Here is a 24,085-nt window from a genome sequence, read left to right as displayed (position 1 = left end):
TGCTCAAAAGGAGTCATGTTGTCTTCATCTATTCAAATCGTTATCACCTATTTGGTTCTGGTGGCGGTGTCTGTGTTGTTTGCGGAAAGTTCTAAAGCGCTGTTGGTGTGGTATTTGGTTATCGGTTTCGTGACGTTTTTTGTGTACGCGAAGGACAAGCGAGCAGCGATCAATGGCAATTGGCGTGTGCCAGAGAAAACTCTGCATATTTTTTCTGTTGCTGGTGGCTGGCTAGGGGCGTTGATTGCTCAAGATAAGCTGCGTCATAAAACGCAGAAGCAGCCGTTCAGAGCCATATATTGGGTGACAGTGGCAGTGAATGTTGCGGCGTTTGTGTGGACGTTAACGCCGAGCGGGCAGACGATGTTTGGTCGTTGGCTTAGTGAACTTGTGGGTTATTTATAAAGAGAATAACGGTTAGCACAGGAGTACCAACCGTTAAAATACAGAAGTTATTCGACTAGAGCATCGGAATGGTCGATGCTAGAAGCAAGCCAGCCATACCGTAGTTGAAGCTTTTAATGCGGACTGGTGTTGTTAACCAGTGTTGTAGTTGCTTGCCTGCTGCCGTCCAGAAGGTCACAGAAGGCAAGTTGGCTAGCGTGAAGATACCTGCGATGATTGCAAGCTCCCACCATGAACTGCCGCTGCTATAGACTGAAATTGCCGTCAGCGCCATCGACCAACCTTTCGGGTTTACCCATTGAAAACTTGCCGCGCCGATGAAGGTCATTGGCTTATAAGCCTCGGTGCTTTTGGCTTTGCCGCTCAATGCTATCTTGATTGCAAGGTACACGAGGTAAGCAAGGCTCAGGTATTTCAGTATTTGGTGAGTAACTGGGTACGCGTTGAAAATGCCCATTAAACCGAAGCCAACCAGCAGCAACATGGCTGCAAACCCTAGAGCAATGCCAAGCATGTGTGGAATAGTACGGGCAAAGCCAACATTTGCTCCTGATGTCATGAGCATGATGTTATTTGGACCTGGTGTGAAGGTCGAGACAAACGCAAACAAGGCAAGTGCGCTAAGTTGTTCTAAAGGCATTATGGTTCTCCAGCAGTAAAATGAACGAAGTGACTGACCGGTCATGACTTTCACGTGTTGAGAAACATAGTAGGTGGAAAGTGAGGCAATTATGTGCTTTTATTTCCTCAATTATCACTTAATGCACAATAATAAGTACTTATGGATAGATTTGACGAAAGGATATTGCAAGAGCTTAAATTGGACGGCAGAATCTCCAATATTGAGCTTTCTGAACGAATTGGTTTGTCGGCTTCAGCGACCTTAAGGCGAGTACAAGATCTCGAGCGTAAAGGGATCATTCAAGGTTACCGTGCAGTTCTGGATAATGGCCTGATGGGCGTTGGCTTTATTGCTTACGTTTCGATTGGTTTATCGAGCCACAGCAAAGCGGCTCAACTAGAGTTTGAACAGCATGTCAGTATGGAAAAAGAGGTGATGGAGTGCCACAACATTACCGGTGCCAACGAGTACTTGCTAAGGGTAGAAACCAAAGATCTACCGGGCTATAAGAAGTTTCATGCCGATGTGCTTGGGGAATGTGCTCAGGTGCAATCTATTACGACTATGGTTGTGATGGATACCCCTAAAGACGAACGCTAGTCGAGTTTTATTTCAGGAGAGGCGCAGTGCCAAATACCAATCAGTTGTTATTGTTCTTAGATGTGGTTCAACAAGGGTCGTTTACCAAAGCGGCAACCTTGCACGATATGGACAACTCATCACTCTCTAAACAGATCAAAAAGCTCGAGCAAGATTTAGGTGTTCAGCTGCTTAACCGCTCTACACGCTCGTTTTCGTTGACGTCGGCCGGGGAAGATATTCTCGCACAAACCTATGTGCTGAAAGACACTATCAATCAGATCCAAGGAATTGCAGATTCATACCAGTCTGAACCCAAAGGTGTGCTACGAATTACTTCACCGATCTATTTTGGGCAGCAATATTTGCAACCTATCATCACTCAGTTCATGAGAAAGTACCCAGATGTTCAGATCGTACTTTCACTAGACGATAAGATCGCCAATATCATTGCAGGGCAGTTTGATATCGCGTTTCGCTTCAGTAAGCTTGTTGAATCGAATTTGATTGCGAAGAAGATTGCCGACAGTAATTTCATGTTGGTCGCGTCAAACGATTTTGTGAAGCAGCACGGTGAACCGAAAACGCCACAAGATCTACTCGCTCTACCTGCGGTGATTTATACCAATGGTGATATGACGGTCGACCATCTGCGCATTAGTGAAGAGCCGGGAGGTAATACCTTCCAGAGCCTAACGATTCGTGGCAACTATAAGGTGAGTGATGTTCGTACTATGGTGTCTTGTGTGAAAGATGGTCTAGGTTATGGCTTCCTTGATCAATCAAACCTGTATGCCTCAATGAAAGAACTTGGCTTGGTCACTTTACTGCCGGATTATCCGATCTCTACGATTGATACCGCAATCTACGCTGTCTATCCGCACCGTAAGCAAACCAAACTAGTCAAAGAATTCATCACTACGGTTCAAGACTATATTGGCTCTCCGACCATTTGGGAAAAGATGCAGCAAGATTAGCTGAATCTCTAATCGTTCAAACATAAAAAAGGAGCCAGAACGTCGAACGATCTGGCTCCTTTTTATTCCTCCTGCTATCACTGATTTACAATGTAAAGCTTAGCTATAGCTGGCGTGAACGGCTCATATTCACTAATACCTATTAATGCTCATGAATCACTTCTTTACCACTCGGATAAGCTTTGGTACCTAGTACATGACCATCAACTTCTTTGCCATAGTAACCTTGGTGATTGTGGTAGCGCTTAGCATTGCTAGCAACATCACCCTTGTATCGAGGATCTTGTGGGCGTTCATGACTATTCACAAATGCAGCCACATCCCATGCATCTTGAATCGAAAGTTGCTGGCTCTTTCCAAGCGGCATGTTTTCATAGATGAAATAGGCAGCGGTGTTCACCCGGTGCATACCCGCGCCCCAGTTATACGCGTTTTCGCCCCACAATGGTGGAAAGTATGAACGTCCGTCAGCCCCTTTAATACCTTCACCATTTTGACCATGACAGGTTTGGCAGTTGGTTTGGTAAACCTTTTCACCACGCGCTATCGATGGCTCTTGTTCAGGATTATCAATCTTAGGATAGCCACGCCCTGCCAACTTACTGCGGCCATCGATTGGGTATTTGCTTAACAGCTCTTCAGGGAGAGGGAAGCTTTCCGCTTTACCACCGACTTGTAAGTCGGCATCGCTAATCTCAGGAACGGGTGTATCTTGCATGCCGTTCTTGTCTAAGATGCCGCCCATCGCCAGCCAGTATGAATACGCCGTTAGTGCGACCATCTCTTTTGAACCCTCAGCCGGTGGCAGACCATTCATTGAGTAGGTGAAGCAACCTTGGATACGTTCTGCGTAGCTGTTTACCTTGTCATTCTTAGAACGATACGCAGGGTAGGCCATGTACGCACCCCAAAGAGGGGCAGCGTTAGGCTTCATGCCCGCTTGCATGTGGCAGTTGACACAGTTTTGTTCATTGCCGACGAACGTACCACGCATCTGTTGTGAATCGACAAACAGCGAATAACCCAATTTTACTTTGTCGCCAAATTCCCCAGCAGGGATATCAACCAAGTCTCGTGGCACCAGATATTTGTTATCTTGAGGCTTCTCAACGGCTGGCAGTTCGGTTTGGCGATCGGGCAACTCTGCTTCGGCATAAGCGATTCCAGAGGCAAGGGTTGCGGTAATTAGAAGTAATGTTTTCATGCGAGCCCTTTAGTATCGGAAAGAGGCGAAGTAGTAAGACAGGTTTTTGATCTCATCGTCGGTTAACTTGCCCGCGATATTACCCATCATGTTCAAATCATCACCCTTACGAGTGCCATTTTTCCAAGCGTTGAGCTGAGTTTGAATGTAGTCGGCATGCTGGCTTGCTAGGCGCGGGAATTTGTCCACGCCCATACCGCTTGGCCCATGACAGGTTGCACAGGCTGGAATGTTTCTATCCCAATCGCCTTGGAATACAAGTTTACGATAGGGGTTATCGATATCAGCCTGTGAGCCGCGCTGCTCTAAATCGGTAAATTCGTATGAAGGTAGTGATGCAAAGTATTCTGCGACCTCACGACGAACAGCGGGATCAGATACACCGTCAGCCATTCCCTTCATGATCGCGCTTTGACGCTCACCACTTGAGAACAGAACCAGTTGATGTTCTAGATAGTCAGCATTGAGCCCTGCAAGCATAGGGGCAATGTTGGGCATGCCTTTACCGTCGGCTTGATGGCAGCCGCTACAAGTTTCTGCGGCTTCTGGCATTGGATTGGGTGCTGCTTGTGCAAAAGCGGATAAAGAAAGGCTTCCTAGAGCAGCGATGCAAAGCGTTAGAGTTTGAGTTTTAATTGTCAGCTTAGTCATGAGGCGTCGCTATTGGTTGTAATGCACGCATTTTCGACATAATTGGTTGTTCGCGCTATTGTGGATTTCCACATTAATTCACTTGGAACTTGAGGTGAGTCTCACATTAATAACCTCAGTTACCATAATGGTATTGATGTGAACTTCTATAGGTTGATCCAACTGCCGTTTATGAAATGCAAGGGAACTGCCATGTTCGCCTCGGTATAACTGCTTGTTAAGGCTCTTTTATGGCACCGATTGTATAAGCATAGCTGCTTTATGGATGCGGGCTAAAAAAGTTGTGGTGAAATGAAGATTACCTAATGGCTTTGGGTTGATTACTCTATCTAGAGCGGATGCTTTATCTAGATTGGGTACTTTATGTAGATTGGACGTTTATCCAAATAGCCTGCTTTTCTAGATCAAGGGGACGAAAAAGCAGAGCAACCTCGAATGACGAAGTTGCCCTGTTGTGTTCTCATCTGCAAATCAGATAAGGAAGTGTTTTGAATGAGTGATTAAGTTATAGCTTGCTGAGTTTAAGCTAGACCTTGTAGATCTTAGCCGGAAGCGCTTGCCTTGCTGCTGCCCCCACAACCCAATCCAACATGACGCCTTTGCCTTCTCTCGTCGGGTCGATCAAGCCTATATCATTAATGTTAACGCCATCGTTCGACTTCATCTTCACCGGTTGTTGTGTATTACCGATCCAGTGCGCACGCTCACCGAGTTCTTTATGACCAAAGCCGTGTTCAAAGCCTAATGTGCCCGGTTTGATGCCATCAATCACCATCGCCAACGCATGTGTGGTTGAGCTCGGTGTTTCAATAGCAAACACGTCACCGGTTTTGATACCCACAGAAGAGGCGTCTTGCGGGTGGATGTAAACAGGGTTTACTCCTTTAATCGATTCCAAGCGTGGTGACAAATTAGAGACCGCACTGTGAATGTTGGATTTAAAGTTGGTTAGGGTGAACGGCCACTCTTTTGCTGGGAACTGCTCTGCTAGTGGCGTTCCGTCCGCGAGTTTTTGTGGATACCATGTAGGGCAACCCATGTATTGCTCGCCACTGATGGTGTTGCGAGAAGTACCGAGCTTTTCATTCCAGATAGCCAATGGTTTGGTCCATTTGTACTTCATGGTTTCATTGGTATACGCATTGGTTGCGTCTTCAAAACGGCCGCCACGCGCAAAAATGTACGCTACTTTGAGCATCTCTTCAGGCTTGAGCGTTTTGTTCATCACAGGGACTAGGCGTTCTAGACCAGACCAAACAATATCTTCCGCATCGACATTCGGCACGCCACCTTTTACGAACGCTAAGTTAGCAGCCGAGCGCAGGTAGAAGTCTTCAGCGCTATGAATACCGTGCCAGTTACCTTGATTGTCTTTGATTACGTTGTCGCCGAAGCCACCTAGGCCAAGCGTTTTCGCTAGATCAATAAAGAAGTTCTCTAGGTTGATGGCACGTCCGTCTTGAGTGCGGGAAGTTTTAGGCTCAACAATCGGCCAACGAGCGGTGATCGCTTTGGTCGCGACACCATGCCAAGGTGTTGCCATGCCCCAGCTCTCGTAGGTCACTGTGTCTGGCACTAGGTAATCCGATAAGGCAGTCGTTTCATTGATAAAGGCATCGATAGACACGATCAAGCCAAGCTGTTTGGGATCTTTAAGCTTCTCGCCTAGCAGGTTGTCTAAGCCTGGGACACCATATAGTGGGTTCGCCATGTGGTTGATCCACGCTTTTGCACGGTAAGGGTAACCGTCAATCGCAGCTGATAAGTGCTCAGTTAAAAGCGGAGCTGATATTGGGTACCACGGCGCGCGGGTCGGGTAAGGTGACTCGCCTGCGGCAACGCGACGTTTGTATTCGCTAGTTTTTTGATACGGGAACTTGCTGCGGGACAAGAATACACCTTGAGGCTTAGTCTTACCTTTAAACTTGGTAAAGTCGTAACGTGGACCAGCAACCGAAGTCGGGTAGCCGCCCGCTTTCGCCATCGCACCGCCTTTCGCGTTGATGTTACCGATCAGCGCGTTCAGCATCAGAATAGAGAACGAGTTGTAGAAGCCGTTGGTGTGCATGTTTCCACCGTGAGTATCCACGACTGCTTTTGTACCGTAACTGGTGAAGCGTTTTGCCAGTGCAATAATCTGGTCTTGTGGGATCTCACACTGCTCACTGTAGTAAGCAAGGTCGTATTTGAAGGCTTCTTCTTTCAATCTTTGCAGAGAAGATTTAACGCGAACAGTCTGACCATCGATTTCTACATCTTGATCGACGAACAGAGCCGCTTCATTCACCTGAATATGCGATGATAATAGTGACGTGGTCACATTGAGTGCGATGAATCCGTCATCGTCAGACATCGGTTCGCCTGTTTCTAGCAACCCTATATCCGATGCACGAAGCATACGCCCATTTTGTGGGTGCGACTCGTCACTGATCACAAGGTGAGATGCATTACACCAGTGTGTGGTGCCTGCTTGCTTCATCGCTTGCGCACTTGGGCGAGACAAGAAGTCGTGATTGTAGCGCTGGTTGTCGATGATCCATTGGATCATGCCCAGAACTAATGCTGAATCGGTGCCCGGTTTGATCGGTAGCCAGTTGTTGCGATCGCCCGCCGCAAGGCTTGACGATCCTGCCGGAAGGCTTGGAGTCACAATGGTGTAGCTCAGTTTTCCGTTGGTACGAGCCTCAGCCAATTGTCTCGCTTGGCGCTTAAACGGGTTACCCGCTTGAGCTGGAGACATGCCGATGAAAAGAATGAACTCTGCGTTGTTGAAGTCGGGTTTTAGGTGCGAGAACTTGTCTAGATCGTTCATGATCGCGCCAGAACCTGCACGGAATGCGTAGCCACAGTAAGAGCCGTGGTGACCGAAGTTTCGTGTACCATAGCTGTTGAATGCAAAGCGCTTCAAGATGTCATCACGGCCTTCATTACCAGCATTCGTCACCAACAATTGGTTGGCTTTGGGACCGTATTCAGGGTTGTTTGGATCAAGTGGTGTTTCGATATCGCGAATCGATCGTAAGCCCTCAACTTTACCTTCACCGAATAAGTCACCACCCTCGGTGATCTCAGAGATAAGTTGTTCGTAGCTGATCGGCTCCCACTTGCCTTCACCTCGTTTACCAACACGTTTTAACGGTTGAGTGATTCGGTATGGGCTGTTTTGAATCTCCAACATGCCGTTACCACGGGCACAGGCTGTCGAGCGGTTATTGATGCCTGACTCACCAGACAAGCCAATGTAGGCGTCTTTTACCGGTGTTTTGAACGGGATCTGCTGATCACTTGATAGTGGGTGATACGGATTACCTGAGATACGCAAGATCTCGTCATTGCGATTATCGATACGTACACGCAAGCCACACAGTGTCCAGCAACCAAAACACATTGATGGTGCAACGCGTTGGTTTGGATTCGGCGAGATCTTACCTTGCTCATCGACACTGTATTCCGTCTCTAGCGAATTACCGTGATGGATGTGGTTGGTTTTCTTACCCGCGGTGCCATCGATAGCACCGTGAACCATGTGTTTTGTGGTTGTCGCATAACCTGCAGCAAAAGCTCCAGCACCACCGGCAGCAAGGCCTGTTTTCAAAAATTGACGACGTTTGTTATCCATGATGATTCCTCAGACTACAAGCTATGTGAGCGGTTAAGTGGTGAAGGTGTATTTTGGTTTGGCTTCGATGTTGTCTTTGGTGCAGAACCAGTTGTTCGTGTAGAACCAGTAGACACGATCTCAGAGGCGAACAACGCAAGTGCTAACCAAAGACCACACATACCAACAATGCCGAGTAATCCTGCGCTACCCATCGGCAGTTCATAAGGGAATGGGCCAACATCGAAACGTGGAATGGTTTGAACTTCCATCATGGTGACCCAACGTACCGCCCATGCAGAAACTATGGTCGCAAGCGCAACACAGATAATTCCTAGCTTACTTTGCGATAGGCGTTGCAGTGGTAGAACCAAGATCATGCACAGCAAAATGCTGGTGGTCATGATGCCTAAATTGATGCCCCAAGCGTCGTTCTCATACAGATTGAAGTGACCATGGTTAGATGCCCAAATCGACGTAAGAATGATGGCAAGGCCACCTGTTAACGTAATGGTTCTTTGTACTAGAGCGAGGTCTGTTGGTTTTAAGCTTGGTTTGCTTGAAGGCAGCAGAGCCCAAATCAACAGCGTTAAACCTGTAGCAGCAAAGAATGCGGTCGTGAACCAAAGTAGTGGAGAAGCCGGTTGATGCCAAAGCGGTCGGCTCGCCAAAATCGCAATCTCTGCGCCTGTATAAAGCGCGATGCTTAGGCCCGAAATAGCCGTCACAGCAGCGAGTGCAATCATCAGCTTTGATGATATTTGCCATTTACCTAGCGTCAGCCAAGACAAACGTTTTAGAAGTGGGTTTTCACTCTCTTTGAGCTGTGCGATGTCATCACGCAGGTAAACCCAAGCAGTCGCAACAGCCAGACCAGAAAACAAAGGTAGAAACAGAGAGCCCAATGACATCCATGACCAAGGTGTGATGTGAGCATAGAAGTGCCACGCACGTCCGGGTTGATGCAAGTCACCAGTAAGTGCTAATGGCCCAACAATCGCGCCGATGGCCATCACAAGCACAAGGGCAGAACGAAATTGGTGGCTGGTTGAGTTCTTGAATATCAGTGCAATCAAAAACAGAATAGCGGCCGCGTAAGCCGAACCAATGTAGAAGAAATATTGAACCGCCCACGGTAGCCAAGCGATCTCTTGAGCGGGAACTAACACCTCAGTGATATTCATGCTGTCTCTCCTTGTTTGCCTTGTGTCGCGATTGCCAATTCTTGTTTGCTAGAGGATGAGTTATCGATGGCGGCTGGATCATAAATCGCAGGTTGGCCTTCAATGTGGCTAACGAATCGCTCATTCATGCCGATATAGAAAACATGTGGGTTGGTATTCTGCTCTGGTTTAAGCACTTTTATGTCGTCTTGGTTTTCATTGAGCAGGCGGTTAATTTCGCTGTTTGGGTCTTTGAGGTCACCAATGACACGCGCACCACCAACACAGGTTTCTACACAAGCGGGCAGTAAGCCGTCTTCAAGGCGGTGTGCACAGAAGGTACATTTGTCTGCGGTAAGGGTGTCGTTATTAATGAAACGAGCATCGTAAGGACAAGCTTGAATACAGTAAGCACAGGCTACGCAGCGTTCATTGTCGACCATGACAATGCCGTCTTCGCGTTGGAAGGTCGCTTGAACTGGACAAACCTTGATGCAGGGAGCGTTGTCACAGTGATTACAGAGGCGAGGTAACATGAAAGATTTCACGTCTTGTTGAGCAGTCGAACCATCATCAAGGGAGACTTCATACTGTTTTACGGTGGTTCTGAACTGGCCAATTGGTGCTTGGTTTTCAACGCTACAGCCAACAGTGCACGCCTGACAGCCAACGCACTTACGTAAATCAACCGCCATGGCGTAGCGTTTACCTACTTCGCCTTTGCGGTCAGGTTGGTTGTTATTGCGAATGGCTGTGCTTGCGACTACGGTGTTGATTCCGGTGATGGGAATGAGCGCAGCACCAGCGGAAACCTTGCCGAATTGGCTGAGAAACCGTCTTTTCAATGAGTCCATGTTGGTACCTATAAATGGGTATTCTATCTGTTGGGCTCATTGTCAGATTTTGGGCGTACGCGGGGTATTGTGGATTTCCACATACCCAGATCAAAGTTGATCTAGAACAAATGTGGTTTTACCAATCTAGCTGTTATGCTTTGTTTAAAGGCTCTATTTAACGTGTCGTCAATGCGTTATTCGAGTGTGAACATGCCATCAGTGTGGAGAAAGAGATTTTAGTGACAGTCCGAAACCTAATATCAATCGTTAGCCTTTGTTGGTTGAGTCTAACTGCAGGAATCTGTTTAGCCGCTCAAGCGGAGCAAGAGATTACAACATCAAACACTGTTGAGTCGGAACAGGTGATTGAGGTCGGTGTGCTGGCTATTCGAGGCAAGCTTTCCGCGCAGCAGCGTTGGCAGCCGACGATGGATTGGTTGTCGGAGCGCATTCCCGGCAAACACTTTGTTCTCAAGCCTTTCAACTTAGAAGAGATGGCTGATGCGGTAAAAGGTGTTGAGGTCGACTTTGTCATCACCAACCCCGGTCAGGCGGTTCGATTAGGACGCCAGTATGCGCTTTCTTGGATGGCAACCATGACCAGTCACAATTACGACGATCAAGGTGTGAGCAGCACGCGCAGTATCGGTTCTGCATTAGTGGTCAGAAGAATGTCACCGTATATCTCGTTTGAGCAACTTAGTGGAAAGCCGATTGCTGCTGTCTCTGAAAATGCGTTTGGCGGTTACCTCACCATGCGCTATCAAGTGATGCAGGAAGGGCTGAACCCTAACCAATTTTTCTCTAATACTCATTTCTTGGGCTTCCCAATTGATGCGAGTCTGTATCAACTGCGAGAAGGCCATATTGAAGCGGCAGTGGTTCCTGCCTGCTTGGTTGAAAACATGATCAGTGAAGGTTTGTTGGTGGCTGATCAATATCGTGTTATCGGCAACAAAGCCCCTGAAGGATTCCGATGCCAAGTGTCTACACCTCTGTATTCCAACTGGTCATTTGCCAAAACGGAGCGAGCTTCTTCTGCACTGGCTAAGCAAATGAGTCAGGTGCTATTTGCGATGCCAAAAAGCAGTGTGCCAGCGATTGCGGCGAATGCCTCGGGTTGGACATCACCAACCAGTTTGCTGCCTATCGACAAGCTCTACCAGCAACTCGACATGCATCCACTACAACAACCTTGGTGGAAAGAAGCGTTAATCTGGCTTAAGTACAATCAGCAATGGGCCTGGGCGTTTTTCTTGTTAGTGGTGTTCTTGAATGCTTACCACTTTTGGTTGGAGTACAAGTTCAGCCGCAGCAAAAAGCAGTTAGAAGCGACACTTAACAAGTTAAAGAGTAAGAGTGAACAGCTAGAGCATTCTCAACGCATCGCCGTCGTGGGCGAACTGGGGAGCAGCCTAGCGCATGAGATCAATCAACCTTTGGCAGCGATTCGCAATTACAGTGAAGGTGGTCTGCTACGCATTTCTAAAAACAAACCACTCACCGATATTGAACCTGTGTTTGAGAAGATCCAATCGCAAGTGGATCGAGCAGACGCGATCATTCAGCGCCTAAGAAACATGATAAAGAAACGCTCAGCAGAGAAGTCAAAAGGCGATATAGAGCAGTTGCTCACGGACACTATTGAACTGTTGCAATTCCGTCTCGAACAGCACCAAATTACCATTGAGCGTTACGTCGTGGGTCAACCTGTTGAGCTCTATATTGACCCTGTGGGCCTGCAACAAGTGATAGTTAATCTCATCAACAATGCGACCGATGCGTGTAACGCCCAACAGCAGCGTGCGATGTCTGATATTGATAATAAAAACCATGAGCCAGCGACAATTAAAGTGATTACCGAGTATCAACCCGATAAAATGATGATGTCGGTTATCGATAATGGCACGGGATTAGATTTTACCGAGCATCAAGTGACTCAAGCTTTTGTGAGCAGCAAAGAAAACGGCTTGGGGCTGGGGCTTGCGATATGCCAAGACGTAATTGAAGACCACAGCGGTCAAATGAGCATAACGTCTCTCACGCCACATGGCTGTCACGTCGCGGTGACGTTACCTTTCTCTCTTTCAAATGATTCATGAGGAATCTTGTTATGTCTGAACTTCATCAAACGTTGCCGGTCTATGTGGTTGATGACGATGAGTCAATGCGTGATTCATTGGTGTTCTTACTGGAAGAGCATGATTTTAAGGTGTCAGCCTATCAAGATGGCCCGAGTTTTCTAGATGCCGTTGATTTAAGTGCGACTGGGTGTGTGGTGCTCGATAGCAGAATGCCTGAGATGAGAGGGCAGCAAGTACATGAACTGATGTTGAAAGCACAGAGCCCGCTTTCGGTTATCTATCTCACTGGTCATGGTGATGTACCTATGGCGGTTGAAGCCTTACAAGCCGGCGCGGTGAATTTCTTTCAAAAGCCAGTTAAAGGCAATGAGTTAGCTGAGGCGATCAAGCAAGGTTTGGACGCTTCAGAAAAGCACTTACACATGAATGTGTATCGCCAAGCGTACGCGTCGTTAACCGAGCGTGAGATAGACATCCTCAAACAAATTATCGACGGTAAGCGTAACCAGAAAATAGCCGATGAATTGTGCATTGCAATGAGAACGGTAGAAGTACACCGAGCGAGTTTAATGAAGAAATTTTCTGCTAGAACGGTTGCTGAACTGGCTTACATATACGGCCAACTGAACTAACTACAGCGACATGAAATTGCTGATAGGTATTCATCAATTTCGTTGTCGTTTTTTAAGATTATTTTGCTCAAAGGTGGTCTTCATTATCGAACTCTATTGAAGCAAGATCACACCATTTATGGAGTGCATAAGGATAGGTCTTAGTAGACTTTTTATCGCTATGTATTCCTGAGATACTGAACTAAGTTCATTTTAAGGCGGAACGTGCCAGTAACTGCACTTTTCCCTGTAATTCGAAACATAACATTCACTATGGGTAGAACACACTCTCAACGTCGAGTCTTGTATCTGCCGAGTTAGGTTAAATATTTTATGAGTACAATGGGAATCGCAATTGGTGCGACGGCTCTTTCGTTAATACTTGTCGCCGTGTGGCTGATCTCTTTATCGCTAAGAAAGCAGCGCTTGGAACAAGAACGTAAGGCTCGTGCTGTCGCTTACCGAAAAGCGATTGAAAAAGCGCGCATACAAGAGCAAAAAGAGCGTCACTTCAAAGCCGAAACCGGTCATGTACCGTCGATTCTGTATTTGGCAAAAGAAGCTGAACGTAACAATATAAAGGAAGCTCTGTATTGGTACGACAAAGCAGCGCAACTCGATAATATCAATGGCATGTACGGCATTGTGCGCCTAAGCATGAAGCGTAAAGAAGACCTGATTTTAAGAGAAAAAGCCAACTTTTGGCAGCTTGCGATATCCGCATTGGACAATGACGTGTCTGCGAAATTTGAGATGGGCAAAGCGCTTGTCTTTGGTCGCGGAACCGATAAGAACATCCCTAAGGGTTATACCTATATTGAAGAGTCTGCGGCTGGTGGTAATACTGAAGCGATGCTGTTCATTGGTGACTGGTGTCTAGATAAAGAAAACCCAGACTACTCTGCCGAAAGCTCTGTCGAGTGGTACCAAAAGGCCTCGGAAAAGAATAGCTTAGACGGCAAGATCAAGCTCGGTATGAGTTATTTGAACGGTGTTGGTGTTGAGCCTAACCATGGTGAGGCTGTTTACTGGTTTGAGACGGCCGCAGAAAAGAACAGTGCAGAAGCCATGTTTAGAGCAGGTGAAGCTTGGATTGACCATGGTGAACACGGTAACGCTATCGCTTATATCTGGCTATTTCTATCGGCTCATTTTGGTTACTCAGAAGCCAAGTATTTGAGGGATAAAGTAGGCGGTGAACTCGGTGTGGATGCCGTCGTGGGCTTACAAGCTCTGACTAAACCGATAATGACCAAGCTGACACAAGAAGCAATCACTAAGCACTCAATCATTAAGGCGCTCAACAAGCTCTACAAACGCAATGTCCCTGTCCCTAAGAAGGTTAAAGAAGCGTCCGATGAAGAAGGTGAGGAGTTAAATGTCGATGGTAGTCATTTAGAGACCAAAGCGTCGAGTGAGCAAGGTTCTAACGTCGATTACAGCCAGCAGGCGACGCCAAACCATGATAGCGGTGCTGCGAATCAAGGGTCATCCAGCGATCAAGCAACGCATAACAAAGAAGCAAGCCCTAACTCTCTAGATTTCAGTCAGGCAGCCGTGGATCCAAGCTGGAAAAGCAACCACTAAAACGTGTTGGTTAGCTTTGATGAGTTAGACAAGAATGACTGAAGCTATAAATCTATAAATCTATAAATCTATATAGCTTCTAACCGTAATCTAGAAAACCAAGACAACAAAAAAGGGAAACGAATGCTTCCCTTTTTATTTGTGTGCTATTTGCTTTTAGAGCTTAGAGCTAAAGCCTAATACCAAGAGCTGTTAAGCTTTGTTTTGCTCAGCTTTACATACAGCCGCAGTGAACACGACGTCAGTTGAGCTGTTAAGCGCTGTTTCAGCAGAATCTTGAATCACACCAATGATGAAACCAACCGCTACAACCTGCATCGCTACATCGTTTGAGATACCGAATAGGCCACAAGCTAGAGGAATCAGTAGCAGTGAACCACCGGCAACGCCTGATGCGCCACATGCTGAAATTGCAGCAACAAGGCTTAGTAGAATCGCAGTGAAGATATCAATCTCAATACCCATTGTGTGTACAGCTGCAAGCGTTAACACAGTAATGGTGATTGCAGCACCTGCCATGTTGATGGTTGCGCCTAGAGGGATTGATACAGAGTAAGTGTCTTCATCTAGCTCTAGCTTCTTACAAAGGTTCATGTTCACTGGGATGTTTGCAGCGCTTGAACGAGTGAAGAATGCCGTTACACCAGACTCACGAATACATTGCAGTACAAGTGGGTATGGGTTCTGTTTTGTCTTTACAAAGACAAGCAGTGGGTTAACGACAAGAGCAATGATAAGCATTGAGCTTAGTAGAACCGCTAGCAGTTGACCGTAGCTTGCTAGTGCATCGAAGCCCGTTGTTGCGAATGTAGCCGAAACAAGACCGAAGATACCGAATGGCGCAAGACGAATAATGAAGCGAACAATGTGTGAAACACTGTGGCTAAGGTCTTCGAAAACCGCTTTGGTTGTTGCAGATGCGTGGTGCAGTGCAAGACCAAGACCGATTGCCCAAGCAAGAATACCGATGTAGTTCGCGTTCATTAGTGCGCTAACTGGGTTATCTACAAGCTTGAATAGAAGCGTATGAAGAACTTCTGCAATACCTTGAGGAGGGTTAGCACCTTCAGCGCCAGCAACCAGTGTCAAAGTGGTTGGGAACATGAAGCTCAGTACTACAGCAGTCAGTGCTGCAGAGAACGTACCAATCAGGTAAAGCACAATGATTGGACGCATATGAGTATGCTGACCTTTCTTTTGGTTTGCGATAGAAGCTGCAACAAGAATGAATACTAAAATTGGGGCAACAGCTTTCAGAGCACCAACAAACAGACTACCTAATAGGCCTGCATCTTGAGCTGCTGAAGGAGAAACCATGGCGAGAACGACACCGAAAACAATACCAGCAAGGATCTGTAGAACGAGATTTCCACGAGCGATGCGGGCGAGCATGTTGTGATTTTGCATAAAATACCTGCAATTGTTAATTTATTATAGTGATGTATTTTTTTATAAAGTTGTACCAAATCCAACTATACACTAGTGGAATGGGCGGTCATATTAGCGGGATCTAAGAGGGTGTCTAGGAATAGTTTACTTTTAGGGTGATTGTTTGCGCTACGTGGTGTTTTTAGAGCTAAATGTTAATCAAATGTGTTTTGATTGAGCTATAAATCTACAAAATGACATTTAATAGACTCAATATACTGTAAATTTGGAAATGTAAACGACTATTGGTAAGAACATTGTGTGCATAAATAGTCACACTAAGACCAAATTGAAACAAAAAGCCCCACGTGTTTAACACTAAGGGGCTAAGCTTGTCTCAAATACAACTTATAGTCGTTAACTTAAAGGTTTAGTCAGAAGCTTTTTTAAGATTTCGACTTTCTGATTGAACGGTTTTGTACATCTTCGAAAGCTGCTTATTGTTAGCGCGTTGCTCTGCAAGAGAAGCGCCGTTTCTTGCTTGCTCTCTCAGTAGCTTTTGATAGTTAGTAAATCGTCTTTCAGACAGTTCACCACTCTCAATGGCAGCCCTTATCTTGCATCCCGGCTCTGATTCATGATGACAATCAGAGAAGCGGCAGTGCATTGCTAACTCTTCGACGTCTGAAAAAGTTTCACTCACGCCTTCAGCGCAGTCTGCAAGTTGTAGCTCTCGCATTCCTGGAGTGTCGAGAAGCAAGCCACCTGATGCGAGCAAGTGGAGTGATCGTGATGTGGTTGTATGACGACCTTTACTGTCGTCTTCACGAATACCACCAGTTGCCTGCGATGCTTCACCTAGCAATGAGTTAACCAAAGTCGACTTACCCACACCAGAAGAGCCCATTAGCGCGACGGTCTTGCCGATTTTACACCAAGGTGAAAGTACTTGGGTTGAGTCTTGATCTAGGCTGTTGACCGCTTCGATCATCAGCATCGGGTCTAAGCTTTGTACCTGTTGTACTTTGTCTTCGTAGTCGTCACACAAGTCTTTCTTCGTCAGGACGATAACCGCTTCAACTTGTGCTTCATTTGCGAGTGCCAGGTAGCGTTCAATGCGACTCAGATTAAAGTCGTTGTTCAATGAAACCACGATAAACACTGTGTCGATATTGGCTGAAATATATTGTTCAGCCACACGACTGCCCGCAGCTTTTCGGCTAAAGAGCGATTGGCGTTCTAGTAAGCGATCGAATTGCAGTTCAGAGTTCAATATTACCCAGTCGCCAACGGTCATTGCCGGTTGGTTTTGGTGGATGGGTAGAACAATTTCACCTTGCTCTGACGCTAATGTATAGCCATTGCGGTGATGTGCGACGATACGAGCAATGACGGAGTGATCATAGTCTTCGAGTGTCAGTTGTTGTTGGAATACAGGTTGCCATCCAAGTTGTTGAAGTGACATTGGATGAGAAAATGCGTTTTGTGAATTCATGTCTATTTACCCAGACGTGCGAGCTTTCTTTTCTTGTGAGAGCATTAAAGTCTTATCAGTGCATTAAAGTCTTATGAGAGCATTAACGTCTTGTAAGATCTCAGGTTGTCGATGAGATCGAAAAGCGTTGGTCAGTTCAAAAAGCGTCGAGACGTCAAAAATGTTTGAGCTTGGGTCGAATTCAAAATCGATAGGACCCCGGATTTGAGTCATGCTTTACAGGCATGCAGATATTGATCACTTACGATCAACAGTAAACCGGGTAAAAGTGTGCGGTAGCCAGCTGATGGCTTAATGTTGGTAGTTCGAGATTAAAGTTTGATTAACCAAACAAATTAACGCGTTACTTTTACTGCCAGTTTTAGTGTTTTCATTACAATCATCTTCTATTCTCCTTGGTTTATTAATGTGTTCAGGCTTTGAATAAAAAGCGCGCTCAGTTTAACAAAAAGCCACGATGGCGAGAAGTCATCGTGGCTTAAATTATTTTATCAATTGTGAATACGATTAATGATGGTCGTGATTCATCTTTTTCATGCCGCTCATCACTTTCTTCACTGGTGCGTCGAAGGTCTGTGTTTCACCATTGGCAAAGGTCAGTATCATCTCGATTTGCTCACCTTCTTTTAGGCTACTTTTTAGGTCGAACAACATGATGTGTAGGCTGCCAGGTTTAAGTACCGCTTCACCGTTTGCAGGGATGGTGATTTCTTGAACTTGGCGCATTTTCATAACATCGCCATCAATGATTACATCATGAAGTTCTACTTTACCTGCTGCAGGTGTTGTTGCAGAAACAATAGCGCGATCTTTATCGCTGTGGTTCATCAGAGTCGTAAATACCGCGCTGTTCACTGCTGAAGGCGGGGTTGCACGAGCGTACGCGTCATGAACCATAATATCGCTATTGGCGTGAGCAAGGGGAGTGAGCAATAAGCCGGCTAGAGCAAGTGCTTTTAACTTCATGTTGTTGTCCTTAATTTTTATGTTTTTGGTCTGGGACCTGACTTTTTTTGAACTTTATTGAGTAAGTTCTTTGTTTTTACGTTTTACTGCGTCAGCTTGTTGATAGCCTCAACAATTGGCGCTGGCGTCAACGTGTGCGGTACTTTGGTAATCAAGGTACCGTCGGGCTTTAAAAAATAAAAATATGAGCTGTGGTCTAGGGTGTATTCCAACTCTGAACCTTCAAGCTTGGTCTTTCTGAAAATAACGCCGTAGTTATGAGCCAGAGTCGTGGTGACATCCAATGGACCACTTAGTCCTTCCATCATCGGGTGGAAGTATTGCGCGTATTCATACGAGGCTTCTGCTGCATCACGCTCAGGGTCAAGAGATACAAACATTGGGCGAATCTTGGCTTTTGCTTCATCAGAAACTTGGTTAAGTGCTCCGGCCAACATAGCCAAAGAAGTAGGGCATACATCTGGGCAACGTGTGAAACCGAAGTAAACGATGCGAATTCTGTCATCGGTTTGGTCAAAGATTTCCGTTGGTTGGTTGTCTTTGCCGAAAAGAGTCGTTGCGGAGAACTCTTGTTTTGCAGCGTGTTGTTCTTGAACTTCGTTTTGCCCATCAAGATAGCTTTTGACACCAAAGCCAAGTACAAAAGCGACAACCAATGCTAACGACCAATTTCTACTCATCTTGCCATCCTTATTGCAGGGTTTACAGTATCGACACCATCAGTGAGTTCACCGATCCATGTCATTTTATCTAAAGTACATACAGGTAAAATCACATCACCTTCATAGGTATTGTTGCCAATGCTCTTTAATTGAAAACGCGCTGATCCCATTTCCATTTCTAAACCGGTGAGCGATAACATCAGTGTCTCAGATGCAGCACCTTCCCAAACGACCTTTATCTTTGTGGGTAGAAGAGGTTGCGCGGTTTCGCGATCAAGCGACATTGAAATGGATTCCTGCTCACACGATATGGTTGAAAGCATGCAGTAGTCATCCAAGTTGACTTCGGCAGTTGAGTGCTCAATGACCGACTTAAATTTTTGAAATACTTGCGGCCCATAAAAACCTGCCACGAGAGCAATGCCAAGAGCCACCACCTTTAATGCTGGGTGCATGTCGTGTTCTCATCTAATTTTATAAGAGCGGCGATGTTATCATACCCCTCAATACGTGCCTGTATCAAAAAGCAATTTTGTGCGTATGGTAGAACTAAAAAAGCGAAGCCATTGGCTTCGCTTTTGTCTGTTTAATCGAGAAGTGAGCTTAGTATTTCTAAGCATTATCCGTTCTAAACGCTTTCCAGAAGCTGGCTGAATGATTAGTCAGCATTACGCTCTGCAAACTTCTCCAGGCCTAAAACCAATGCAATCGCAGCAAACATCATCACAATCGCCATGACCAACTGAGAAGGCTGAGAGGTTACCGCTTCAAAATCAAACGGTGATAGGTTTTCTTGAATCAGAGGAACTTGTTCACCTTTTGAGTTTGTGCGCCAGCTGATGGTCTCTTTCCAAGGCCAGATCTTAGGCAGCGTACCGATCATCAAACCGGTTAAGAATACCAATGTGAAGTCGCGGAATGAACGCAATAGCCAAGACAGTACATGTGAGAAAGTCAGCAGTCCGATCACACAGCCCGCAAGGAATAGCGCAAGTACATCGACTTGAAATGATTTAACGGCGCCAAGCACGGGGCCATACATGCCAATCAGGAGCAGAATAAAGCTGCCTGAAATACCGGGTAAAATCATCGCGCAGATAGCAATCGCACCCGCAATCAATACGTTGATGCTGGTTGGTTCCATTTGCAGCGGTTTAAGCACGGTAATGCTATAAGCGAAAGCAACGCCAAGCAGCAAAAACACGAAGCGAATCATATCGCGTTTCTCTACTTGCTTAAGAATATGGAAAACCGAGACCAAGATCAGGCCGAAGAAGAAAGACCACAGTGGAACAGGGTGGGTGACTAATAACCAAGAAATCAATTTTGCGAATGTCGCAATGCTCGTGAATACGCCCGCGAACAGTGAAATTAGGAAGAAACCATTGATGTGATTAAACGCGGCTTTGAAGCCTTCGCGTTTCCATAAGCCAAGTACGCTAGGGTTAATTCTGCGAATGCTTTCTAGCAGCGTATCGTAGATACCAGTGATGAATGCGATGGTTCCGCCCGACACGCCAGGAACAACGTCTGCTGCGCCCATAGCCATGCCTTTGAAAAAAGTACTTAAGTAGTTCATTGCTTCATAGAGTTGAGGATGATTTTGTGCAGTATACAAACTTTAGTGTAAAAAAAGTATGAATATGCTTTTGGGGAAGGGCTTTTATTACTCTATTAATTGTAAGGCAATAAGTTGAAGTGAATATTTGCCTAACATTTAGATAACAACCATTTAGTGATTTGTCATTAACAGCAGCGATGAAACAGATCTCTTATCGATATTGCATCTTGGTTGCATTATGCAAATGCACTTTGCAATTCGCATGACAAATTCATGGTTTTTATGCGATGCAGGGCTTATAAAACGTCGAATAAAAGTTGGCACGCTAACTGCATTATATACATTGACCCTTCTTAAGCCGAGGGTCACCTAGCCAACTGACGTTGTTAGTGAACTTATGATTTGTTCACAAATATATAGAGCCAATCGCGATTATTGCGGTTGGCTATTTTTTTGCCTGTCGTTTGGTAAGTTGCTATTTTCCCATGTCCCAAGCAAAAAAAAGCTAGCCACCATTGGCGACTAGCTTAAACTTTTCTCGAATCTCGAATCTCGAATCTCGAATCTCGAATCTCGAATCTCGAATCCGCTTTAGTATCCCATCAACTGCAGCAAGTTTTCCGCTGTGCTGATTGCTTCTTTACGGTTAGCAATGTTGAGCTTTTGGTAAAGGTTACGGATGTGAGTCTTGATTGTGGTACCCGCTACATCGAGTTCTTGAGCGATCTGCTCATTACTGAATCCTGAATAGATCAGACCAAGCACTTGCCATTCACGCTGAGTGAGTGGGCTAGTACGCACCAGCTCAGGAATATTCGGGTGATTAACCAAGTTCTCAACAAAGTCTTCATCGAAATGCACCGAACGACTGCGTTGCGTAGTTGAGATATCCTTCATGATTTGTTGTGCGCGGTGACGTTCTAAATCACCTAAGCCTGGCTTGTTGCTCAACTTATCTAGGATATGCCCGATGGTCCCACCGTCTACTAAGAAGTTACCGACCATACCGGTTTGGTTAGTCATATGAAGCGCTTCTTCAAGCAGTACTCGTGCGCTGTCTTCATCGTTAATTTGTGTACGTAACACGGCTTCAACGATCAAGTTGCGGTTGGTGTCTGTAATCAGGTGCGAACGCTGGGCTTCACTCTTAAGGAAAGTTAGCGCTTCTTCTGCGTCTTCATACTGCTCAAGGATGATGTGAGCACGAACGATGTTTCGCCACTGAAGTTGGCAGAAGTGGTTACTTGCCGATTCAGGTCGAACAGCCACACTCAGCCAATCACGGATAGCTTCTTTATCGCCTTTTACTTGCCAGAACAGAATCAAAGAAAGAGAAGCATTTGCCGTCCAATCTACGTGGTAAGTCGATTGACGCAATAGGTGCTGAATCTGGTCGATAAATTTCGACGCTTTATCAATCTCACCACGGCTCAATGAAATACGAGCCAGCATTGAGTAACTGTGCAGGTGTTTACTTGGTGAGTGGTGACCAAGGATATCTAAGCCCTTGTAGCAACACTCTTCCGCTTCATCTAGTCGGTTCCAGCACCAGAAGATCTGAGCTCTAACACGGAGCAAAAATTCATGCAGAGGCACGTATTGAAGCTGATGCTCTTCGATCAATTTGAATGCGCTGTCTTGTAGCTCAAACGCAGCTTGAACATAACCTTGAGCAATCAGGATTTCGCTCTGTTGCAGAATCGCCCACAGAGCTTGATGGTAAACTTGATACTGACGTGCAAGCTTTTCAGTTTGCTGCATCATAGGCAAAGCACGGCTCAGGTTGCCCATTACGTGGTTTACTTCACCGACAACAGAGGTCGCAACAATGCGGCTACGATAAACGGTTGTGTTAAGCTGGCTTAACGAAAGCTCAGCCAATTCCAATGCTTTCTCAGGCTCATTGCTGTTGATGGCAACTTGGGCGCGCAAGGCGTTGTATTGGCCTTGCTGCTGAGTATCAAGTTCAATGTTTCGAGCTTGATATTGAGTCTCAGCCTCTTCCAACAAAGTCCCCACTTGATCATACCGGTGCTGACTTTGTGCCAGCCAAGCGCGCAGCATTGATAGCTTCGGCTCACTGTATAGTTGATCCGTAGTCAGTTGCTTGATCGCCATCTCTAGAGATGAAAGTTCGCCCTGGTTGAACATCGGCCAACCGTGTTCAGTCAGGATTTGAATGATCAGTTCTGGATCTTCAGCGCGCTGTGCGTGACGTAGTGCTTGGTGCGGTGTGTTTTGCTTGATCCACGCTTTTGCAGCACTTCGATGCAGTTCTGCTTCTTGCTGAGGAATTCGAGCTTGGCGCTCATGTGCGAGGAATTCACCAAACAGGTTATGGAAGCGATACCAGTTTTTTTCACCTTCAAGCGGGTAGATGAACAAACCAAAACGGTTGAGTGATTCGATCATACCTAACGCATCTTCACGCTGTGTAAGTGCACACACAAGTTCATCGTTGAAGTGATCAAGCACGGAACATTGCATCAAGAACTGTCGGGTTTCTTTGTCTAGCAGGTCGAATACTTCTTCAACCAAGTAGTCCCAAAGATGGGCGTGATTAAAGTGAGAGAACGACTCTGCGGACTGTGCAAGAGTGCGTTTTTGGTGTTGTGCTTGTAGCGCGATAAGTTGCAGTGCAGAAGGCCAACCTTCTACATAACTACAAATGCTATCTGCCGTCGTGTCATCAATGCCGTCGGCTACGCGTTGGTTGAAAAAGCGTGTGGTTTCTTCGGTATCAAACGCCAACGAGTCATTACCTAATTCGATCATTAAGTCACGAACGCGCAGGTTTGCTGTACCAAGTGGTGGCGTACCACGACTGGTGACAACCAACGTTAGGTTATCGGGCATGTGTTTGAGGAAGAAGCGCATGGCTTCGTGGATGTCGTCATTGTTGACCAAGTGATAGTCATCCAACACCAGAAAACACTCGTGATGGAATTCCGACATCTCGGCAAATACTTCACTTAATAAAGAATGCAGCGATGAAAACTGTCGTTTTTCTGCCAGCTTTTGGGCATTCGGACAGGCATTTTGAGTCGCTTTATTAAGTGATTGAAGTAGGTAGTTGATAAAGCGGAAGGCATCGTTGTCGCTATCATCAATGCTGTACCAACCCACATTGGGTTTATCTACCAACCATTGTGCAGCCATGGTGGTTTTGCCGTAGCCCGCTGGAGAGCGGAACAACACAAGCTTATAGCAATCTGCATTGTGAAGCAGATCGAGAACCCTAGGTCGTAGGATTGCATTATGTAAGCGGCCGGGACGAGTCAGTTTCGAAGGGATCCACATATCGAAGTTTTACACCTATTCCGTGGCTATGTTCTGGAATATCCCAATCTATCGTTGAGTGCACTCCAATGACATTAGCCTAATTACTTAAGTCTTTACTCATATTACGTGAAGCCAAACGTCACCGACTATGATCCTCCTCAGAAACCTTGCGCTCCTGCATGTTTTTGGGTGTCTACGCCCTTTATTTGAGACTTTGCTCACGTTGCGGGTTGGTTTGTGAATGTGACTTCGTTCATCCCTACACGGGAATCTATGCAAAAGATGAGAGTTGGAAATTATTTTCGTGATCTGAGTATCAGATTTGACAATGACTTTAATCTGGTTAAATAAAAGTCACATCAATTGAAGTTAAGTTATCGAACGGGAGCTTGTGATCTTAGTCACTCCAAGTTTTTGTTCTCAGTCAGAACATG

Annotated in this window: 19 protein-coding genes; 6 read left to right on the top strand and 13 right to left on the bottom strand. The window is 46.0% G+C overall.

Features of this window, described 5'->3' with window-relative positions:
- Nucleotides 1-15: 15 nt before the first annotated feature.
- Nucleotides 16-405: a DUF1294 domain-containing protein gene (locus tag AB6D06_RS10215; protein ID WP_017064222.1), complete on the top strand. Its 390-nt coding sequence runs from the start codon at nucleotides 16-18 to the stop codon at nucleotides 403-405.
- 55 nt (nucleotides 406-460) lie between these two features.
- On the opposite strand, the gene AB6D06_RS10210 is transcribed toward AB6D06_RS10215, so the two are convergent.
- A complete protein-coding gene (locus AB6D06_RS10210; protein WP_017058847.1) occupies nucleotides 461-1,045 on the bottom strand; it encodes a LysE family translocator in 585 nt (194 codons plus the stop codon).
- 141 nt (nucleotides 1,046-1,186) lie between these two features.
- On the opposite strand from AB6D06_RS10210, the gene AB6D06_RS10205 reads away from it, so the two are divergent.
- Nucleotides 1,187-1,627, top strand: coding sequence for an Lrp/AsnC family transcriptional regulator (locus tag AB6D06_RS10205; RefSeq protein ID WP_372110172.1), 441 nt, complete (start codon nucleotides 1,187-1,189; stop codon nucleotides 1,625-1,627).
- A gap of 26 nt (nucleotides 1,628-1,653) precedes the next feature.
- Nucleotides 1,654-2,583, top strand: a complete 930-nt coding sequence (locus tag AB6D06_RS10200; protein WP_017064224.1) for a LysR family transcriptional regulator — start codon at nucleotides 1,654-1,656, stop codon at nucleotides 2,581-2,583.
- A gap of 142 nt (nucleotides 2,584-2,725) precedes the next feature.
- Here the strand turns inward: AB6D06_RS10200 and AB6D06_RS10195 are convergent, their stop codons facing one another.
- The 5 genes from AB6D06_RS10195 to dsrO form a co-directional block, all read right to left on the bottom strand.
- Nucleotides 2,726-3,787 carry a c-type cytochrome gene (locus tag AB6D06_RS10195; RefSeq protein ID WP_102320676.1) on the bottom strand — a complete coding sequence of 354 codons (1,062 nt, stop codon included), beginning with the start codon at nucleotides 3,785-3,787 and terminating at the stop codon, nucleotides 2,726-2,728.
- Nucleotides 3,788-3,796: 9 nt separating this feature from the next.
- Nucleotides 3,797-4,438 (bottom strand): c-type cytochrome, encoded by a 642-nt coding sequence (locus tag AB6D06_RS10190; RefSeq protein WP_017064226.1) that lies wholly within the window; start codon nucleotides 4,436-4,438, stop codon nucleotides 3,797-3,799.
- 526 nt (nucleotides 4,439-4,964) lie between these two features.
- Nucleotides 4,965-8,057, bottom strand: coding sequence for a tetrathionate reductase subunit A (locus AB6D06_RS10185; protein WP_372110171.1), 3,093 nt, complete (start codon nucleotides 8,055-8,057; stop codon nucleotides 4,965-4,967).
- Between the two features lie 14 nt (nucleotides 8,058-8,071).
- Nucleotides 8,072-9,220 carry an NrfD/PsrC family molybdoenzyme membrane anchor subunit gene (nrfD, locus tag AB6D06_RS10180; protein WP_372057825.1) on the bottom strand — a complete coding sequence of 383 codons (1,149 nt, stop codon included), beginning with the start codon at nucleotides 9,218-9,220 and terminating at the stop codon, nucleotides 8,072-8,074.
- The gene (dsrO, locus tag AB6D06_RS10175; protein WP_229648270.1) at nucleotides 9,217-10,053 is read right to left on the bottom strand and encodes a sulfate reduction electron transfer complex DsrMKJOP subunit DsrO; all 837 of its coding nucleotides are present in this window, start codon (nucleotides 10,051-10,053) and stop codon (nucleotides 9,217-9,219) included. The genes nrfD and dsrO overlap by 4 nt, the downstream gene beginning before the upstream one ends.
- A 221-nt stretch (nucleotides 10,054-10,274) precedes the next feature.
- Between dsrO and AB6D06_RS10170 the strand changes: the two genes are divergently transcribed.
- The 3 genes from AB6D06_RS10170 to AB6D06_RS10160 all read left to right on the top strand — a co-directional run bounded on the left by AB6D06_RS10170 (nucleotide 10,275) and on the right by AB6D06_RS10160 (nucleotide 14,317).
- The gene (locus AB6D06_RS10170; protein WP_372110170.1) at nucleotides 10,275-12,137 is read left to right on the top strand and encodes a PhnD/SsuA/transferrin family substrate-binding protein; all 1,863 of its coding nucleotides are present in this window, start codon (nucleotides 10,275-10,277) and stop codon (nucleotides 12,135-12,137) included.
- 11 nt (nucleotides 12,138-12,148) lie between these two features.
- Nucleotides 12,149-12,751 (top strand): response regulator transcription factor, encoded by a 603-nt coding sequence (locus AB6D06_RS10165; RefSeq protein WP_372110169.1) that lies wholly within the window; start codon nucleotides 12,149-12,151, stop codon nucleotides 12,749-12,751.
- 321 nt (nucleotides 12,752-13,072) lie between these two features.
- Entirely contained in the window at nucleotides 13,073-14,317 is a 1,245-nt protein-coding gene (locus tag AB6D06_RS10160) for a tetratricopeptide repeat protein (protein ID WP_372110195.1), read from the top strand.
- 192 nt (nucleotides 14,318-14,509) lie between these two features.
- Here the strand turns inward: AB6D06_RS10160 and sstT are convergent, their stop codons facing one another.
- The 7 genes from sstT to malT form a co-directional block, all read right to left on the bottom strand.
- Nucleotides 14,510-15,724 carry a serine/threonine transporter SstT gene (gene sstT, locus AB6D06_RS10155; RefSeq protein ID WP_017068938.1) on the bottom strand — a complete coding sequence of 405 codons (1,215 nt, stop codon included), beginning with the start codon at nucleotides 15,722-15,724 and terminating at the stop codon, nucleotides 14,510-14,512.
- 391 nt (nucleotides 15,725-16,115) lie between these two features.
- Nucleotides 16,116-17,180, bottom strand: a complete 1,065-nt coding sequence (gene rsgA, locus AB6D06_RS10150; RefSeq protein ID WP_372110168.1) for a ribosome small subunit-dependent GTPase A — start codon at nucleotides 17,178-17,180, stop codon at nucleotides 16,116-16,118.
- A gap of 507 nt (nucleotides 17,181-17,687) precedes the next feature.
- Nucleotides 17,688-18,146, bottom strand: coding sequence for a copper chaperone PCu(A)C (locus AB6D06_RS10145; protein ID WP_372110167.1), 459 nt, complete (start codon nucleotides 18,144-18,146; stop codon nucleotides 17,688-17,690).
- An 83-nt stretch (nucleotides 18,147-18,229) separates the two neighbouring features.
- Nucleotides 18,230-18,826 (bottom strand): SCO family protein, encoded by a 597-nt coding sequence (locus tag AB6D06_RS10140; RefSeq protein ID WP_004732104.1) that lies wholly within the window; start codon nucleotides 18,824-18,826, stop codon nucleotides 18,230-18,232.
- Entirely contained in the window at nucleotides 18,823-19,263 is a 441-nt protein-coding gene (locus AB6D06_RS10135) for a hypothetical protein (RefSeq protein WP_102448285.1), read from the bottom strand. Before AB6D06_RS10135 ends, AB6D06_RS10140 begins: the two co-directional genes overlap by 4 nt.
- A gap of 203 nt (nucleotides 19,264-19,466) precedes the next feature.
- Nucleotides 19,467-20,387 (bottom strand): DUF368 domain-containing protein, encoded by a 921-nt coding sequence (locus AB6D06_RS10130; RefSeq protein WP_017064236.1) that lies wholly within the window; start codon nucleotides 20,385-20,387, stop codon nucleotides 19,467-19,469.
- 573 nt (nucleotides 20,388-20,960) lie between these two features.
- Nucleotides 20,961-23,669 (bottom strand): HTH-type transcriptional regulator MalT, encoded by a 2,709-nt coding sequence (gene malT, locus AB6D06_RS10125; protein WP_017067440.1) that lies wholly within the window; start codon nucleotides 23,667-23,669, stop codon nucleotides 20,961-20,963.
- Nucleotides 23,670-24,085: the final 416 nt, after the last annotated feature.

The sequence above is a fragment of the Vibrio sp. 10N.239.311.G01 genome, from assembly GCF_041465805.1.
GTDB classification, from domain to species: Bacteria; Pseudomonadota; Gammaproteobacteria; order Enterobacterales; family Vibrionaceae; genus Vibrio; species Vibrio crassostreae_C.
The sequence above is the reverse complement of the archived record's forward strand: the minus strand, read 5'-3'. Positions and strand labels throughout refer to the sequence as shown.

Bases quoted from the DNA above. Each gene is read 5' to 3' on its own strand.
- AB6D06_RS10160 (WP_372110195.1), top strand. From the start codon at position 13,073: ATGGGAATCGCAATTGGTGCGACGGCTCTTTCGTTAATACTTGTCGCC.
- AB6D06_RS10145 (WP_372110167.1), bottom strand. From the start codon at position 18,146: ATGAAGTTAAAAGCACTTGCTCTAGCCGGCTTATTGCTCACTCCCCTT.
- malT (WP_017067440.1), bottom strand. From the start codon at position 23,669: ATGTGGATCCCTTCGAAACTGACTCGTCCCGGCCGCTTACATAATGCA.
- AB6D06_RS10185 (WP_372110171.1), bottom strand. From the start codon at position 8,057: ATGGATAACAAACGTCGTCAATTTTTGAAAACAGGCCTTGCTGCCGGT.
- rsgA (WP_372110168.1), bottom strand. From the start codon at position 17,180: ATGAATTCACAAAACGCATTTTCTCATCCAATGTCACTTCAACAACTT.
- AB6D06_RS10165 (WP_372110169.1), top strand. From the start codon at position 12,149: ATGTCTGAACTTCATCAAACGTTGCCGGTCTATGTGGTTGATGACGAT.
- nrfD (WP_372057825.1), bottom strand. From the start codon at position 9,220: ATGAATATCACTGAGGTGTTAGTTCCCGCTCAAGAGATCGCTTGGCTA.
- AB6D06_RS10210 (WP_017058847.1), bottom strand. From the start codon at position 1,045: ATGCCTTTAGAACAACTTAGCGCACTTGCCTTGTTTGCGTTTGTCTCG.
- AB6D06_RS10190 (WP_017064226.1), bottom strand. From the start codon at position 4,438: ATGACTAAGCTGACAATTAAAACTCAAACTCTAACGCTTTGCATCGCT.
- AB6D06_RS10205 (WP_372110172.1), top strand. From the start codon at position 1,187: ATGGATAGATTTGACGAAAGGATATTGCAAGAGCTTAAATTGGACGGC.
- AB6D06_RS10215 (WP_017064222.1), top strand. From the start codon at position 16: ATGTTGTCTTCATCTATTCAAATCGTTATCACCTATTTGGTTCTGGTG.
- dsrO (WP_229648270.1), bottom strand. From the start codon at position 10,053: ATGGACTCATTGAAAAGACGGTTTCTCAGCCAATTCGGCAAGGTTTCC.
- AB6D06_RS10195 (WP_102320676.1), bottom strand. From the start codon at position 3,787: ATGAAAACATTACTTCTAATTACCGCAACCCTTGCCTCTGGAATCGCT.
- AB6D06_RS10135 (WP_102448285.1), bottom strand. From the start codon at position 19,263: ATGCACCCAGCATTAAAGGTGGTGGCTCTTGGCATTGCTCTCGTGGCA.
- sstT (WP_017068938.1), bottom strand. From the start codon at position 15,724: ATGCAAAATCACAACATGCTCGCCCGCATCGCTCGTGGAAATCTCGTT.
- AB6D06_RS10140 (WP_004732104.1), bottom strand. From the start codon at position 18,826: ATGAGTAGAAATTGGTCGTTAGCATTGGTTGTCGCTTTTGTACTTGGC.
- AB6D06_RS10130 (WP_017064236.1), bottom strand. From the start codon at position 20,387: ATGAACTACTTAAGTACTTTTTTCAAAGGCATGGCTATGGGCGCAGCA.